The sequence below is a fragment of the Aminobacter niigataensis genome (assembly GCF_014200015.1).
GTDB lineage: Bacteria > Pseudomonadota > Alphaproteobacteria > Rhizobiales > Rhizobiaceae > Aminobacter > Aminobacter niigataensis.
The window spans coordinates 1,421,716-1,437,534 of the sequence record NZ_JACHOT010000001.1 but is presented as its reverse complement, the minus strand read 5'-3'; the positions used below and the strand labels follow the sequence as shown (position 1 = coordinate 1,437,534).

The 15,819-nt window shown below is 64.5% G+C and carries 12 protein-coding genes; 5 read left to right on the top strand and 7 right to left on the bottom strand.

Annotation, left to right across the window (positions count from 1 at the left end):
• Positions 1-111 precede the first annotated feature (111 nt).
• Entirely contained in the window at positions 112-3,405 is a 3,294-nt protein-coding gene (locus GGQ99_RS07315) for an autotransporter domain-containing protein (RefSeq protein WP_183261685.1), read from the top strand.
• Between the two features lie 126 nt (positions 3,406-3,531).
• On the opposite strand, the gene GGQ99_RS07310 is transcribed toward GGQ99_RS07315, so the two are convergent.
• Positions 3,532-4,425 (bottom strand): LysR substrate-binding domain-containing protein, encoded by an 894-nt coding sequence (locus GGQ99_RS07310; protein ID WP_183261682.1) that lies wholly within the window; start codon positions 4,423-4,425, stop codon positions 3,532-3,534.
• A gap of 17 nt (positions 4,426-4,442) precedes the next feature.
• Complete coding sequence (locus tag GGQ99_RS07305; RefSeq protein ID WP_425486792.1) at positions 4,443-5,417, bottom strand: YeiH family protein; 975 nt, start codon at positions 5,415-5,417, stop codon at positions 4,443-4,445.
• Between the two features lie 301 nt (positions 5,418-5,718).
• On the opposite strand from GGQ99_RS07305, the gene GGQ99_RS07300 reads away from it, so the two are divergent.
• The 4 genes from GGQ99_RS07300 (at position 5,719) to GGQ99_RS07285 (ending at position 8,405) form a co-directional block, all read left to right on the top strand.
• Positions 5,719-6,612, top strand: coding sequence for a DMT family transporter (locus GGQ99_RS07300; protein WP_183261676.1), 894 nt, complete (start codon positions 5,719-5,721; stop codon positions 6,610-6,612).
• 148 nt (positions 6,613-6,760) lie between these two features.
• Positions 6,761-7,222, top strand: coding sequence for an acyl-CoA thioesterase (locus tag GGQ99_RS07295; RefSeq protein WP_183262380.1), 462 nt, complete (start codon positions 6,761-6,763; stop codon positions 7,220-7,222).
• 412 nt (positions 7,223-7,634) lie between these two features.
• A complete protein-coding gene (locus GGQ99_RS07290; RefSeq protein ID WP_183261675.1) occupies positions 7,635-7,922 on the top strand; it encodes a GIY-YIG nuclease family protein in 288 nt (95 codons plus the stop codon).
• Between the two features lie 264 nt (positions 7,923-8,186).
• Positions 8,187-8,405 (top strand): GIY-YIG nuclease family protein, encoded by a 219-nt coding sequence (locus GGQ99_RS07285; protein ID WP_183261672.1) that lies wholly within the window; start codon positions 8,187-8,189, stop codon positions 8,403-8,405.
• A gap of 57 nt (positions 8,406-8,462) precedes the next feature.
• Here the strand turns inward: GGQ99_RS07285 and GGQ99_RS07280 are convergent, their stop codons facing one another.
• The 5 genes from GGQ99_RS07280 to GGQ99_RS07260 form a co-directional block, all read right to left on the bottom strand.
• Positions 8,463-12,251: a vitamin B12-dependent ribonucleotide reductase gene (locus GGQ99_RS07280; protein ID WP_183261671.1), complete on the bottom strand. Its 3,789-nt coding sequence runs from the start codon at positions 12,249-12,251 to the stop codon at positions 8,463-8,465.
• Between the two features lie 604 nt (positions 12,252-12,855).
• Positions 12,856-13,350, bottom strand: coding sequence for an NUDIX hydrolase (locus GGQ99_RS07275; protein WP_183261668.1), 495 nt, complete (start codon positions 13,348-13,350; stop codon positions 12,856-12,858).
• A 149-nt stretch (positions 13,351-13,499) separates the two neighbouring features.
• Entirely contained in the window at positions 13,500-13,997 is a 498-nt protein-coding gene (gene gpt / locus GGQ99_RS07270) for a xanthine phosphoribosyltransferase (RefSeq protein ID WP_183261666.1), read from the bottom strand.
• Between the two features lie 116 nt (positions 13,998-14,113).
• A complete protein-coding gene (locus GGQ99_RS07265; protein WP_108608379.1) occupies positions 14,114-14,953 on the bottom strand; it encodes a universal stress protein in 840 nt (279 codons plus the stop codon).
• A 117-nt stretch (positions 14,954-15,070) separates the two neighbouring features.
• On the bottom strand, positions 15,071-15,811 hold the full coding sequence (locus GGQ99_RS07260; RefSeq protein ID WP_183261664.1) for a competence/damage-inducible protein A: 741 nt from the start codon (positions 15,809-15,811) through the stop codon (positions 15,071-15,073).
• Positions 15,812-15,819 lie beyond the last annotated feature (8 nt).

Sequence of the window (15,819 nt, the reverse complement as noted above, 5' to 3'; positions counted from 1 at the left end):
CGCAACTAATGTCCGAATCCGTACTTTTCAGTGACCGCAACATGTCATTCGCACGCCAGCCCTGGCGGTTTTGTGACAATGCGCGGTCGCGTCGCACACAGGAGTTACGCGATGACGACTTTCCAACATGGCGCCGAGGATGCGCCTGCCCAAACCCGCCCCGACAGGCGCCTGCGCGCCGCAGCAGCCGCGCTGCTGTGCGGCACAGCGCTGGCCGTCTCGGCGGTTGCCGCACAGGCGGCCGAGGATTCGATCCGGATCCTGACGCTCAACACCTGGCTCGACAGGTTCAAGGCCAATCCGAGCGTGATGTCGGAATTCTTCGTCAAGGGCAATTACGATGTCCTGACCTTCCAGGAACTGCAGGCCAACAGTACCTATGTGCGCGACATTCCCGGGATTCTGAGCGGAGCGGGGCTTGGCGCCTTCGGCAAGCGCCAGGACGGCGACGTCGGTGTGTTCTCGCGCCTGCCGGGCACATACGGCGCCAACAAGATTGGCGACACCGCCACCTACACCTTGCTCGACGCCACTTCGAGCCGGCCGCAGAGCTACGTCGCGACGACTCATCTCAACTACTACGACCCCTCCACCAACCGCATCAATGAAGCCAAGGGGCTGAACCAGTGGGCGGCCTCGGCGACGGCCCCGATCATCATGACCGGAGATTTCAACGCCGGCGACGTCTCGGAACGCGGCCTGCACTCGATCAGCCAGCAGGAGCGGCTGCTCAGGATCTACACCAAGAACCCAACCAACGCGTTCTATCTCGACCTGCTGAAGCAGTATGCCAAGGATCAGCCGCAGCTCGACGCCTTCATCGCCCAGTGGAAGGGCAAGGGAAATGCGGCGATCGACGGTGCGCCGATCCCTGCGGGCCTGTTCGCCGACGAGATGTATCCGGTCGCCGGCAACCTGCCGCAGACCATGAACATCCTGAAGAAGCAGTACCAGGTCCTGCAACTGCCCAACGAGCGCGAGCAGTTCTCGCCGCATGCGCTGAACGACGGTTCGGTGACCTGGCCCTCGCATGGCGAGGACGCGACCAACACCTGGGGGAGCTGGCACCGCGTCAAGATCGACCATTTCCTGGCGTCGCGGCCATTCGGCAAGTGGTGGCAGATCGACGACGACCAGAACGACTCCTATCTCGGCGTCATCACCGATGTCAGCTACGTGACAAACGCCAATGGTTCGAAGACGCCGCTCTCCGACCACGAGCCGGTGGCGCACAATGTGCGCTGGGTCGGGCCGCAGCTTGAAACCTATGACGACGGCGGCACCGCCAGGACGCGCGTCGTCTGGGGCAAGGACGCCTCGACCTTCGCCGAGCGCGGCAAGGAGTTTTTCCTCTCGCGCAACAACATGCGCGACGACGTCTATCTCGGCCAGATCTCCGACGCCAACGGCCTGCCGATCCTGGCCGGACTGACGGAGGCCGAGAAGAAGACGCTGCTCGACTGCAAGAGCACCGATGCGCGCTTCCAGCAGGCGATTGTCGACTACTGCATCGACGACCATACTTTCATCGGCGAACTCAAGGTCGCCGACGGCGGTACCGTCGTCGTAGAGGAGGACGCGGCCCTCGGCACCGAACAGGCGAAGCTCCGCCTCGATGGCGGCAGCCTCAGGATTGCCGGCACCGACATGCATGTGCTGGGCCGCAACGTCGTGCTGGAGGCAGGCGGCGGCTCGATCGACATCGCCGATGCAACCAATATCGTCGGCATCAACAAGGAGATCTCGGGCACCGGCAACCTGACCAAGCTCGGCCTCGGTGCGCTGGTGCTCGACGGCACCCACAGCTACACCGGCGAGACCGTCGTCGGGGCCGGCGTGCTCTCCCTCCAGGGCTCGATCGCCTCCTCGACGCTGACGACGATCGGCGCCGGCGGCACGCTTGGCGGCATCGGCACGCTCGGCAATACGGTAGTCGCCTCGGGTGGCGTGCTGGCGCCGGGCAATTCGATCGGCACCATCAATGTCGCCGGCGACATCACCTTCGAGGCCGGCTCGAAGTTCGAGGTCGAGGCCAACGACAAGGGCGAGAGCGACAAGGTCGCGGCATCAGGCGAGGCCATGCTCAAGGGCGGCTCGGTGCTGACGTTGGCCAGTGGCAACAATTATGCGCCGCAGACCAGCTACAAGATCCTCACGGCAGGCGGCGGCGTGTCCGGCACCTTTGCCGACGTCAGCTCGAACCTTGCCTTCCTCGACCCGACACTGGCCTATGGCGCCAACGACGTGACGCTGACGCTCAGCCGCAACGACATCAGCTTTGCCGAGGTCGGCGCCAACGGCAACCAGAAGGCGACCGCCGCAGCCCTGGAAAGCCTGGGCTTCGACAACGCCGCTTACGCCGCCGTGGCCAATCTTGATGAGGCCGGCGCACAGCAGGCGTTCGAGCAGCTTTCGGGCGAAGTCCATGCCTCGGCCAGGGGCATGATGATGCAGGATGGCGGCGTCATGCTGGACGCTGCCACCAGCCGCATCGACCAGGCTTTTGGCGACAACGCAGCGGCCAGCATGCCTGTCATGTCCTATGGCGACGACGGGCTGGAACTTGTGCCTGCCGACACCGACCGCTTCGCGCTGTGGACGCGGGCCTTCGGCTCATGGGGCGACAGCAAGGCCGATGCGACCAATGTCGGCTTCGACCGCAGCACGGGCGGGCTGCTGGCGGGTGGCGATGCCATGGTCGGCGACAGCTGGCGCGCCGGCGTGATCGCGGGCTACAGCCGTTCGTCATTCAATAGCGCCAATGGCAGCTCGAGCGGCAGCGCCGACAACTATCATGTCGGCGTCAATGCCGGCACGCGGGCCGGTCCCTTTGGGCTGACCGTCGGCGCCGGCTACACCTGGCACCGCTTCGACACGGCGCGCCAGGTCGCTTTCGCGGGCTTCGCGGACGCGCTGTCGGCCAAATATGATGGCGGCACAGCGCAGGTGTTCGGCGAGGCGAGCTACAAGGTCGATGCCGGGCGCTTCACCGTCGAGGGCTTCTCCAACCTGACCTATGTCAACCTGCGCATCGATGCCTTCACCGAAGCGGGCGGGGCGGCAGCGCTGTCCAGCGAAGCGTCGAGCAGCGACGTGACCTTCACCACGCTCGGCGTGCGCGGCTCGACCGAGGTGGCGCTGGGCGCAGTCGACGCCACGCTGCACGGCACGCTCGGCTGGCGCCACGCCTTCGGCGACGTCGCTGCGACCTCGTCCTTCGCCTTCGACGGCAGCGGCGGCTTCGACATCACCGGTTCAGCGATCGCCAGGGACGCGGCGGTGCTGGGTGCCGGCATCGACTTCGCCGTCGCGCCGAAGACGAGGCTCGGCATCAGCTATGCCGGGCGGGTGAGCAACGGTGCTTCCGACCACGGTGTCGATGCCAAGCTGGCGGTCAGCTTCTAGGCATCGAACAGCATCCGCGGCCATGGGCCTTGGCCGCGGATATTGGGGAAAGTATTCGCGCGTTGTTAGCGGGCGAAATGAACCGCGCCAGCGCCGTGCTGAAGTTCGGTAACTGAGCCGCTATCGTCAGGCGCCGATTGCCGGCCGCGCCACAAGGGCAAGGAATTCGCGGGTTGCCCGCGTCGCATGACGCTCCTTGTGGCGGAGCGAGAAGAAGCGGCGCTTGGGCAGGTCGAAATCGATGGCGGCCAGCGTGCCGGCCTTGAGCGAGGCTTCGGCGACGAGTCGCGACATCACGGCGACGCCGGCGCCGGCCTCTACCGCGGCCCGGACAGCCTCGTTCGACGGCAGTTCCAGCGCGATGTCGAGGCTGCCGGGCTCGATGCCGCGGGCGGCGCGCACGGCCTCGAAATGCGCCCGCGTGCCCGAACCCGGCTCGCGCAGGACCCACCGCGCTGCCTGGAGATCGCGCGGGGTGAAGGCGGCGTTGCTGGTCCAGGGATGGCCGGGCGCAGCGACGAGAACCAGTTCGTCGTCGGCGACCGGCTCGATGGCAAGGGCCGGGTCGTCGACTTCGCCCTCGACGAAGCCGAGATCGGCAATGCCGTCTCGGACCTGGGCCGCGACCGTTTCGGTGTTGCCGATGGTCACGTCGAGCTCGATGCCGGGATAGCTGGACCGGAAACGGTGGGCGATGCCGGGCAGCCAGTAGTTGGCGACCGTCTGGCTGCCGGCGAGCTTGAGCGTGCCGCGCTTGAGGCCGGCAAGATCTGCAAGCACGATCTCGGCGGAGCGGGCGCGGGCGAGCACCGCGCGCGCCTCGGATAGGAAGATCCGCCCTGCATCGGTCAGCACGATGCGGCGACCGACACGGTCGAAGAGCTGGGTCTGGTAGTGCGCTTCGAGCACCGACACGGCGGCACTCGTCGCCGATTGCGTCAGGTTGAGTGCTTCGGCGGCGCGGGTGACGTGTTCGCGCTCGGCCACCGCGACGAAGATCCTGAGCTGTTCGAGGGTCACGGTGTTCCTTTCAGTCGTCAGCCCGCAAGCTTGACCAGTATCAGACTGAAAACCGCAATGAAAAGGAATGCGCCGAGGCCAAGCAGCAGTGGACGGGCGCCACGGGCCCAGAGCCTGGCGATGTCGGTGTCGAGCCCCATGGCGGCGAGCGCGGTGGCCAGAAGGAAGGTGGTCAGCGTGACGATCCACGCCTTTGCCTCGGACGGAATGTCGATCAGGCTGTTGAGGCCGACCATGGCGACGAAGCCGAGCACGAACCAGGGCATCGGGGCAGGGGCACCGTCCCGGGACCTTCCCGCCGACCTGGCGCGCTGCCTGGCAGCAACACCGAGCGCGATCACCACCGGCGCCAGCATCATGACACGGGTGAGCTTGGACACCGTGCCGAACTCGCCGGCCTGCTGGCCGTCCTGGAAGCTTGCCGCGACCACCTGGGCGATCTCGTGGATCGAGGCGCCGGCCCACAGGCCATAGGCGTGAGCGTCGAGGTGGAACAGGCCGGGCAGCAGTGGATAGGCAAACATCGCCACCGAGCCGAAGACGGTGACACACGCGACCGCATAGGCGACGTCCTCGTCGGGCGCCCTGGTCACCGTGTTGGTGGCGATGACCGCCGAGGCGCCGCAGATCGAGGTGCCGGCGGCGATCAGCTCTGCAAGCTTGCGGTCGACACCGATCGCCTTTCCCAGCCAAAGCGTGAAGGCGAAGGTGGCGACGAGCGTCGTGGCGATGATGGCGATGCCCGCAGCACCCACCTCCGCAACCTGGCTCGCAGTGAGTTGCAGGCCGAGCAGGATGATGGCGAAACGCAGCAGCCGGCGCATGGCGAAAGTCACCCCGGCCTTGGCCGCGGCCGGCGTGCCCCAGAGATTGTGGACCGCCATGCCGAGGACGATGGCGATGATCATCGGGCTGAAGGCCGAGAGGCCGGGAATAAGCCGGAGCGCGAAGGCGATGCCGGCGATGGCCACGGTCAGCGCAACGCCGGGCAGCAGGTTGCAGCGGCTTTCATGGCGCGCCTGACGCGGGCTGATGGCGACGGCGTCTTGGGCTTCGGCTCGGGTGTGGGCGTTCATGGCTTGGTCCTTTTCAGGTACAAGCTATTGTTGCCCGTCTGATCGATCCAACGCGTAATAATGCTTGAATCGTTCGAATGAATCGATTGGTTTTCCGGTGGCCCTGTTCAGCCCATGCCGTGCCACTGGACGAAATATCCAGCGCGTCTATAGCGGTGCGCCGGATGACGCGGTCGTGTCCTTCGTCTTTTCAGTCCTCTTGCCAACCGGAACGAAGATGCCTGTTCACGAGATCGCAGCAATCGGGGCCGCGACATGCTGGGCCGTCACGGGATTGATCTCGGCCGGACCCGCCGGCTATCTCGGCGCGCCGGCATTCAACCGCTTGCGGCAGGTCTTCGTCACCGGGCTGCTGGCGCTCTACGTGCTGTTCACCGGCACCTGGCGCGAACTCGACGCCGGCAGTGCCGGGCCCCTGCTGCTGTCCGGCCTGGTCGGCATCTTCGCCGGCGACACGCTGCTGTTTGCGGCGCTGAACCGGCTCGGGCCCCGGCGATCGGGCATCCTGTTTGCGCTGAACGCCCCGATGGCCGCCGTTCTCGGCTGGCTGATGCTGGGCGAAGACCTCGCGCCGAAAGCTGCCGCGGGTATCGGCCTGACGGTCGCCGGCGTGTTGCTGGCGATCCTGTTCGGCAAGCGTCGCGACCAGCTGCACGCCTGGGAGACGGTGAAGGGGCCGTTGTGGGTCGGCGTGACGCTCGGACTGGGGGCGGCGGCCGGCCAGGCGATCGGCTCGATCATAGCAAGGCCGGTGATGGCGACGGGCATCGACCCGTTCGTGGCGTCGATGCTGCGTGTCGGCATCGCCGCTTTTTGCCTCAGCGTGCTGATCCAACTGCCGATACCGGCCGTAAAACCGCGGGCGCCGCTGACATTCAAGGTCGCGGCACTGACGGCGTTGACCGGCATCATCGCGCTCGGCATCGGCATGACGCTGCTGTTATTTGCGCTTTCCGGCGGCAAGGTGGGCATCGTCTCGACGCTGTCGGCAACCTCGCCGGTGATCATCCTGCCCATGCTGTGGGCGCGGACCGGCGAACGCCCCGCCGGCGGCGCCTGGGCCGGGGCGGCACTGGTCGTCGCCGGCATGGCGTTGATCTTCATGCGCTGACGGGAGCGCTGGGTTTCCGTCATGCGGCACCGGCTGAAACTGGCGTTCCAACCGCATCCCGGATAGCGTCGCATCACATCGAATGCTGTGCCGACATCGTCAGGGGAAGGGTCCATAGGTGGAAGACAGGGACACGCGTCGGCTCGAGATGGTCGTGCTGATGACGCCCGAGATGGCGAATTTCAGCGGCAAGGTGCATGGCGGTGCCTTGCTCAACCTGCTCGACCGCGTCGCCTTTTCATGCGCCTCGCGCTATTCCAACAAATACGCGGTCACGCTGTCGGTCGACCAGGTGGTGTTCAGGGAGCCGATCAATGTCGGCGAACTGGTCACCTTCCGGGCGTCGGTCAACTATGCCGGCCGCACCTCGATGGAAATCGGCATCCATGTCGAAGCCGAAAACATCCGCTCCGGCCAGCGGCGCCACACCAATTCCTGCTATTTCACCATGGTGGCGGTGGACGAAGACGGCCGCCCGACCGAGATTCCGGCTTTCGTGCCGGCGACCGAGATCGACCGCCGCCGCCACCGCGCCGCCGAGCTGCGCCGCGAACTGCGGCGGGAGTTCGAGGCGAGATTCCGGGCCGCAGCCAATGCGGATGAGGGGTAGCTGGAAACGGAACTCAAACGGCGGGCGCTTTACTTGGCACGGACTTACCACTCGTTATGTCGGCTCATCGTTCGCTGGATCGAGCGGCCAGTTGCCCCCGCTTGTCCGCAAATCGACGGCCTTCGAAAATGGCCGCTGGCCTCCCTGCCTTCGTCATCCTCGGGCTTGACCCGAGGATCCATGCCGTGAGGGTGAGGAATGCGGAACGGGAGATGAAAGGTGGGCGTTCTGGACCGCTTGGCGTTGCCGCAAGGTCACGGCATGGATCCTAGGGTCTCCGCGACGTCGCTGCGCTCCTGCTCCGCCCTAGGATGACGAAGCGGTGGCCGCTCCTCACACAAGACTACATGCATTAAGGCATCGGCAGGTGTGGAGGGCTTGCACACAACTTTGCCGCGACTAGTCTCTGGTCATGACCGGCTACGTCTACATGACCGCCAGCCAGAAGGGTGGCACGATCTATATCGGCGTGACCAATGACCTGGCGCGTCGTTTGCCGGAGCACAAGTCGGGTGAGGGTACAGGCTTCACCGCGCGATATGGCGTGCATCGCCTCGTTTGGTACGAGGAGCATTTCGATATCCGCGACGCCATCCAGCGCGAGAAATCGCTGAAGCGCTGGCCGCGCCAATGGAAGATCGAGTTGATCGAGACGAGCAATCCCGAGTGGCACGAGCTGTTTCGCGGACTTGGATGGTGAGGGGAATTGGTGGGAGCGGTCTCTTCCGTTTCGTCATCCTCGGGCTTGACCCGAGGATCCATGCCGTGAGCGTGAGGAATGCGGAGCGGGGCAAGAAAAGGCGAGCGTTCTGAACCGTTTGGGGGTTGCCGCAAGGTCACGGCATTGATCCTAGGGTCTCCGCGACGTCGCTTCGCTCCTGCTCCGCCCTAGGACGACGAAGGGAGGGGGCGTTCGCGCCAATCGTCGGGGAGGACTTGCGCAGGTCATGAGCGGCTACGTCACATGACTGCTAGCCAGAAGGATGGCACGATCTATATCGGCGTGACCAATGACCTGGCCCGTCGTTTGCCGGAGCACAAGTCGGGTGAGGGTACAGGCTTCACCGCGCGATATGGTGTGCATCGGCTCGTTTGGTACGAGGAGCATATCGACATCCGCGCGTCATCCAGTGCGAGTAGTCGCGGAAGCGAGTCGTTGCCTGCCCAGTTACTAAAAGAGTAGGCCGCACTGTGGCGGCCTACTGTCTTTTCGCTATTACTTTACCAGTGGGACCACGCCTCAGCTGCACCCGCTCGTCGCGCCGCAGGTGTCGCACTTCTCGCAGGTGCCGTTTCGCACCATGGTGAAGTTCTGGCACTCCGAGCAGGAATTGCCGGTGTAGCCCTGCAGCATCGACTTGGCGCGGCGGTCGGCGGCGAGTTTCTTGGCCTCTGCTGCTTCCTGGGCTGCGGCGTCGGTGAACAGCGACGTCGTGACCGATGTTTCCTCGACGGTCTCTTCGGTCGTGACTTCTTCGACCAGTTCCTTGGCCCGCTCCTCGTAGTCGCGCTTGTAGGCGGTCGATTCCTCCGCCGAGATCGCCGCCTTGGGGGCGAGCGCCAGCACGTTGGAGCCGGAGAAGGCGGTCACAGGCGTCACGCGCGCTGGACTTGCGGTAGCCGCCGAGCCCTTGGGGTCGTTGCCGGCGACACCGGAGACGACCTTGAGCGGGGAGGCGCCGCGGGTCAGGCCCTTGGAAAAGGGCAGGGCCTTGCCTTCGGTGATGCCTTTGCCGAGCGCCGTCTTGTCGAAATCCGACTGGTCGACATGAGCGAGGTCGTGGCGGCCGAGATAGCTGACGGCGAGCTCGCGGAAGACATAGTCGAGGATCGAGGTGGCGTTCTTGATGGCGTCGTTGCCGACGACCATGCCGGCCGGCTCGAACTTGGTGAAGGTGAAGGCCTCGACATATTCGTCGAGCGGCACGCCGTACTGCAGGCCGAGCGAGATCGAGATGGCGAAATTGTTCATCATCGCGCGGAAGGCAGCGCCTTCCTTGTGCATGTCGATGAAAATCTCGCCGAGGCGGCCGTCGTCGAATTCGCCGGTGCGCAGGTAGACCTTGTGGCCGCCGACGACGGCCTTCTGGGTGTAGCCCTTGCGGCGGTTCGGCAGCTTTTCCCGCTCGCGGTAGAGCCGCTCGATGACGCGCTCGACGATCTTTTCGGTGACCTGCACCGCCTTGGCGGCGGCGGGTGCCGCGATCAGCGCCTCGACGGCATCGTCTTCGTCCTCGTCCTCGTCGGCGATCAGCGAGGCGTTCAGCGGCTGCGACAGCTTGGAGCCGTCGCGGTAGAGCGCGTTGGCCTTGAGCGCCAGCTTCCACGACAGCATGTAGGCGCTCTTGCAGTCCTCGACCGTCGCCTCGTTGGGCATGTTGATGGTCTTGGAGATGGCGCCCGAGATGAAGGGCTGGGCCGCCGCCATCATGCGGATGTGGCTCTCGACGCTAAGATAGCGCTTGCCGATCTTGCCGCAGGGATTGGCGCAGTCGAACACGGGCAGGTGCTCGTCCTTGAGGAACGGCGTGCCTTCCAGCGTCATTGCACCGCAGACATGGATGTTGGCGGCTTCGATGTCGCGCTTGGAAAAGCCGAGCGCCGGCAGCATCTCGAACGAGAAGTCGTTGAGCTGCGCCTCGGTCAGGCCGAGCACGTCCTTGCAGAAGTCTTCGCCCAGCGTCCACTTGTTGAATACGAACTTGATGTCGAAGGCGCTCTTGAGGGCGGCGTTCAGTGCCTCGATCTTCTCGTCGCTGAAGCCCTTGGAGCGCAGCGAACCGGGGTTGATGCCGGGCGCCTGGTTGAGATTGCCGTGGCCGACGGCATAGGCCTCGATCTCGGCGATCTGGGCTTCGCTATAGCCGAGGGTACGCAGCGCCTCGGGCACTGCACGGTTGATGATCTTGAAGTAGCCGCCGCCGGCGAGCTTCTTGAACTTGACCAGCGCAAAGTCCGGCTCGATGCCAGTGGTGTCGCAATCCATGACAAGGCCGATCGTGCCGGTGGGCGCGATCACGGTTGCCTGGGCGTTGCGGTAGCCATGTTCCTCGCCGAGCTCGATGGCGCGGTCCCAGGCGGCGCGGGCATGGGTCACCAGTTCCTGCTGCTTGAGGTCGGAAGCGACCAGCGGCACCGGATGCACCGACAGCTTCTCGTAGCCGTCCTTGTCGCCATAGGCGGCGCGGCGATGGTTGCGCATGACGCGCAGCATGTTTGCGGCGTTGCGGTCATAGTCGGGGAAGGCGCCGAGTTCGGAGGCCATCTCGGCCGAGGTGGCGTAAGCCACGCCGGTCATGATCGCCGTCAGCGCGCCGCCGATGGCGCGGCCCTCGTCGGAGTCATAGGGAATGCCGGACGTCATCAGCAGGCCGCCGATATTGGCATAGCCGAGGCCGAGCGTGCGGTACTCGTAGGAGAGCTTGGCGATTTCCTTGGACGGGAACTGCGCCATCATCACCGAGATTTCGAGCACGACGGTCCACAGGCGCACGGTGTGCTCGTAGGCCGCGATGTCGATGGTGCCGTCGGTGTTGCGGTAGGGCAGCAGGTTGATCGAGGCGAGGTTGCAGGCCGTGTCGTCGAGGAACATGTATTCCGAGCACGGGTTCGACGCACGGATGGCGCCTGCGGAGGCGCAGGTGTGCCAGTCGTTCATCGTGGTGTTGAAGTGCAGGCCGGGATCTGCCGAGGCCCAGGCGGCGTAGCCGATCTTTTCCCACAGATCGCGCGCCTTGAGCGTCTTGAGCACCTTGCCGTCCTTGCGGGCGGTCAGGTGCCATTCGCCGTCGCCCTCGACAGCGCGCAGGAAGTCGTCCTTGAGCGAGACCGAATTGTTGGAGTTCTGCCCCGAAACGGTGAGGTAGGCCTCCGAATCCCAGTCGGTGTCGTAGGTCTTGAACTCGATCGAGCTGTAGCCCTGCTTGGCGAACTGGATGACGCGGTAGATGTAGTTCTCCGGCACCGCGTTCTTCTTGGCGGCCTTGATCTCGCGCTTGAGCGCGGTGTTGACGGCCGGGTCGAAGCAGTCGTCATCCTGGCCTTCGCAGTTGACGCAGGCCGCCATGATCTTGCTGAGGTGCTGGCGCACGATCTTGGAACCGGTGACGAGGGCCGCCACCTTCTGCTCTTCCTTCACCTTCCAGTCGATATAGGCCTCGATATCGGGATGGTCGGCGTCGACCACCACCATCTTGGCCGCACGGCGGGTGGTGCCGCCCGACTTGATGGCGCCCGCAGCACGGTCGCCGATCTTGAGGAAGCTCATCAGGCCGGACGAACGGCCGCCGCCGGACAGCTTTTCGCCTTCGCCGCGCAGGTGGCTGAAGTTCGAGCCGGTGCCCGAGCCGTATTTGAACAGGCGCGCCTCGCGCACCCACAGGTCCATGATGCCGCCCTCGTTGACGAGGTCGTCGGCGACCGACTGGATGAAGCAGGCATGCGGCTGCGGGTGTTCGTAAGCCGACTTCGACTTGGTCAGCTTGCCGGTGAAGGGGTCGACATAAAAGTGGCCCTGGCCAGGACCGTCGATGCCATAGGCCCAGTGCAGGCCGGTGTTGAACCACTGCGGCGAGTTCGGCGCCACGCGCTGGGTGGCGAGCATGTAGGACAGCTCGTCCTTGAAGGCGCGGGCGTCGTCTTCGCTCTTGAAGTAGCCGCCCTTCCAGCCCCAATAGGTCCAGGTGCCGGCGAGACGGTCGAAGACCTGGCGGGCGTCGATCTCGGAGCCGTAGCGTTCGTTTTCGGGCAGCTTGGCAAGTTCGGCCTCGTCGGGAACCGAACGCCACAGGAAGGAGGGGACGTCGTTCTCCTCGACCTTCTTCAGGCGGGCGGGCACGCCGGCCTTGCGGAAATACTTCTGCGCCAGGATGTCGGCCGCGACCTGGGAGAACTGCGCCGGCACATCGATGTTGTCGAGCCGGAAGACCACCGAGCCGTCCGGATTCTTGATCTCGGAGAGCGCCTTGCGGAACTCGATCTCCGCATAGGCCGATTGTCCATCCTTGGTGAAACGCCGCTCGATGCGCATCGGTCGATTTCCTTTTGTCTATATATAGCGTCTTTCGCGGGAAATTTCCCATTGCTGAAACGAAAGACGCAATGCCGATCTTGCCGGCCGCCCGAACGACCGGTCACCATTGCCGAAGAAGCCGCCGCCAGACCGGAAATCCTCCTTGCGGAGCGCCTTCCCGTCAGCCTGCGGACCGCTTCGGGTCCTTGAAACTGAAACTTTGTTGCGATTCCCTCGCTGAGGGAGAACTCACACTATCTAGCGTCCAGGCTGCCTGCAAACACTAAATATAGTGTTAACAGAAGATTTCTGCCAGTCCCCAATTTTTACCCGTCAACCCCTCGGACACACCGAAACCACGCGCGACGGCGCCCCGCCTGTGCGGGTGCAAATGCGAGCGGCAACTCACTAGATCTGGAGAAAGGACCGGGCTCTGAACTTTCCGGTCACGCACTCAACAAGCGCGCTTGAGTCATAAAAAGCGACTCGGGGGGTAACGTCAAGAAGTCGTTTATGCAGATTTTGTGACCCCAACATCTTGTGTGTCACTTGTGTGGATAACGGGGAGAACCGGCTCCGTGAACGAAGCCGGCAAGATACCCGCTTGGCGGCGTCTCGCGCTTCAGGCGGCGACTTTTCCGTGGGCTGCGCCGAAGGACGAGATCAGCCGGCAAAGGTCTGGTTCGTTGACCATGCGCGCGGCCTCGGCAGGCGACACCCACTTGCGCGTGCGCTGGCGCCGCTCCTTCCACTTCTCGGCGACCTTGCGCACTTCGAGCGGATAGACCAGCACCTCGCAGGCGACCTGTTCGCCGCTCGCCAGTTCCTTGGAGTAGAAATAGCGGCCCGCCTCATGGATATCGACCGAGCCGCTCAGGCCGGCTTCTTCGCTCGCCTCGCGAGCGGCAGTCTCGCACAGCCGTTCGGATTCTTCCGGCCAGCCCTTGGGCAGGACCCAGCGCCCGGTGTCGCGGCTGGTGATCAGCATGATCTCGATGGCGCCGGAGGCGGTGCGCTGCCAGGGCAGGGCGGCGACCTGCAGCCTGCAGGCGGGAGCGCCGAACAGCCGGCGTATGCGCTCGACGAGGTGGCTGTGATAGACAGGCTTCATCAGCATCGGCAGTCCTACCCAGAAGCAGACTCAGTTGCCGTGTTACGAATTGTACGGTTAATCCTCCGTAACAAAAGTAAATAGATTGATAATGAAAGCGCCCGGCGCAGAGGCCGGGCGTCGAACAGGTCGGGTTGGGCCGGAGGGCGCTGCGATCAACCCATGTGATCTTCCGCGATCGGCTTTTGGTATGTGAAGCCGAGGTCCCAGGGGAAATAGATCCAGGTGTCCTGCGACACCTCGGTGACGAAGGTGTCGACCAGCGGACGGCCCTTGGGCTTGGCATAGACCGTGGCGAAATGCGCCTTCGGCATCATGGCGCGCACGATGGCTGCGGTCTTGCCGGTGTCGGTCAGGTCGTCGACGATCAGCACGTTTGCGCCTTCGCCCTCGAGCAGCGACGGCGTGATCTCCTTCAGCACCTGCAACTGACCCTGCGAGGTGTAGTCGTGATAGGAGGCGATGCAGATCGTCTCGATCAGGCGGATGCCGAGTTCGCGCGAAATGATGGCGGCAGGCACTAGGCCGCCGCGGGTGATGCAGACGATCGCCTTCCACTGCGGATTGACGCCGGCGAGACGCCAGGCGAGCGCCCGGGCGTCGCGGTGGAACTGATCCCAGGATACGGGAAAGGCTTTTTCGGGAAGGGACATTCGACGCGCACTCCGGCTCGGCGCGCCAGATGGCGCGAAAATAGGGGAATGCAGGCGGAATTAGCCGGAAAGCCCCGCTCTTGGCAAGGGCGGGGCTGCACAGTTGTGCGGTAATCTTACCGCGACAGCAGGATCGCGGTGTCGCCGGCCTGCAGGACGCTGCGCGTGACGCCGCCGAACAGGAACTCGCGCAGCCAGGAATGGCTGTAGGCGCCCATCACCAGCAGGTCGGCGCCTGTTTCAACCACCTTGTTGTGGATGACGGCATCGACGGTGTGGCCGCGCGACGCCTCGACGCTGACCGATACCTTGGCGCCGTGGCGGGCAAAGGCAGAGGCGATCTCGGCGCCGGCGGCGTCGGCGCTCTGGGCTGCCGTCTCGATGGGGTCGATGACCAGGATTTCGGTCTGGTCGGCCTCGAGGATGAAGGGCAGGGCATCGAAGGCGGCGCGGGCGGCTTCGCGGCTGCCGTTCCAGGCGACCAGGACGCGGCGGAAGGTCGAGATCAACGGTGCCGCATGCGGCACCACCAGCACCGGGCGGCCGGCCTCGTAGATCAGGGAGTCGACGTCGGCGGCAATCGAGTCCTTGGCCTCTTGCGATCCCTGCGAAACGATGACTAGGTCGGCGCAACGCGCGCTTTCGACCCCCGAAAGGGCGCTGTCGCCGGAAAAGCTCTCGAAGCTGCGCCATTCGAACGACACGCCGGCGGTCTCGATGCGGGCGAGGAACGCCTTCTGCACCTTTTCGGCGCGCTCCTTGCAGAGATCGGAATTGGCCTGGATGAACTCGGTGTCGGGAAAGCCGACGGCCGTGGTGTAGGGCATCGCCAGGGCTTCGGCATGAACGCCGATCAGATGGCTTTCGTGCCGGTCGGCAAACGGGATGGCCACATCGAGGACGCGGGCGGCGTCGCGCTCGCTCTGGATGATGGCAACGATTGTCTTGAACGGCATGGCACCCTCCTTTGCACGGACAGAAATCTGCTCAGCAAAGAAACACTATCATGCCCGTACTTGTTCCCATGTGACCTGGATCAAGTGTTTGGGATCAAGTGTTTGGCATCAAGTCGTTCAGGCGGCTTTTGTTATGCCCCCAAGCATTGCCTCGATCGCGTCGCGGGCGCGATCCATCGCTTCTTGCGAGCGCGAGCGGACGACGAGTTCGGTCCAGAACTTGCCGTCGAGATATTTCGGGTAGGAACCGATGATGGTGTCGGGATGCGCCTTCTGGATCTCGCCCAGCGGGCCGCCGATGGTGCCTTCGCCATAGGGACACTGGACCGTGGTCGACAGAAGCTTGGCGCCGGTCTTCAGCGTCGGCATGACGTTGTCGAGCATGGCCTGGAAGATCGACGGCACGCCGGCCATGACATGGACGTTGCCGATGCGGAAGCCCGGCGCCACCGAGACCGGGTTTTCGATCAGCCCGGCGCCGCGCGGCATGCGCGCCATGCGCTTGCGTGCTTCGGAGAATTCCAGGCCGCGCGTGGCATAGTTGGCCTCCAGAATGGCATAGGCGCGCGGCTCGTATTCGCACGGCACGCCAAAGGCCTTGGAGATCGAGTCGGCGGTGATGTCGTCATGCGTCGGGCCGATGCCGCCTGTCGTGAAGACATAATCGTAGCGTGCGCGCACGGCGTTGACGGCGGCGACGATCTCGTCCTCGTCGTCGGGCACGATGCGCACTTCCCTGAGGTCGATGCCTGAGGCCGTCATCATGTCGGCGAGGTGGCCGATGTTCTTGTCCTTGGTGCGGCCGGACAGAATCTCGTCGCCGATGACGACCATAGCTGCGGTGACGATGTCGGCCATTTCAGAAG

What these genes read in the sequence shown, in the direction of transcription:
- GGQ99_RS07315 (WP_183261685.1), top strand. Translation starts at nt 112, where the DNA reads ATGACGACTTTCCAACATGGCGCCGAGGATGCGCCTGCCCAAACCCGC.
- GGQ99_RS07300 (WP_183261676.1), top strand. Translation starts at nt 5,719, where the DNA reads ATGCCTGTTCACGAGATCGCAGCAATCGGGGCCGCGACATGCTGGGCC.
- GGQ99_RS07295 (WP_183262380.1), top strand. Translation starts at nt 6,761, where the DNA reads ATGGTCGTGCTGATGACGCCCGAGATGGCGAATTTCAGCGGCAAGGTG.
- GGQ99_RS07290 (WP_183261675.1), top strand. Translation starts at nt 7,635, where the DNA reads ATGACCGGCTACGTCTACATGACCGCCAGCCAGAAGGGTGGCACGATC.
- GGQ99_RS07285 (WP_183261672.1), top strand. Translation starts at nt 8,187, where the DNA reads ATGACTGCTAGCCAGAAGGATGGCACGATCTATATCGGCGTGACCAAT.
- GGQ99_RS07280 (WP_183261671.1), bottom strand. Translation starts at nt 12,251, where the DNA reads ATGCGCATCGAGCGGCGTTTCACCAAGGATGGACAATCGGCCTATGCG.
- GGQ99_RS07275 (WP_183261668.1), bottom strand. Translation starts at nt 13,350, where the DNA reads ATGCTGATGAAGCCTGTCTATCACAGCCACCTCGTCGAGCGCATACGC.
- gpt (WP_183261666.1), bottom strand. Translation starts at nt 13,997, where the DNA reads ATGTCCCTTCCCGAAAAAGCCTTTCCCGTATCCTGGGATCAGTTCCAC.
- GGQ99_RS07265 (WP_108608379.1), bottom strand. Translation starts at nt 14,953, where the DNA reads ATGCCGTTCAAGACAATCGTTGCCATCATCCAGAGCGAGCGCGACGCC.
- GGQ99_RS07260 (WP_183261664.1), bottom strand. Translation starts at nt 15,811, where the DNA reads ATGGCCGACATCGTCACCGCAGCTATGGTCGTCATCGGCGACGAGATT.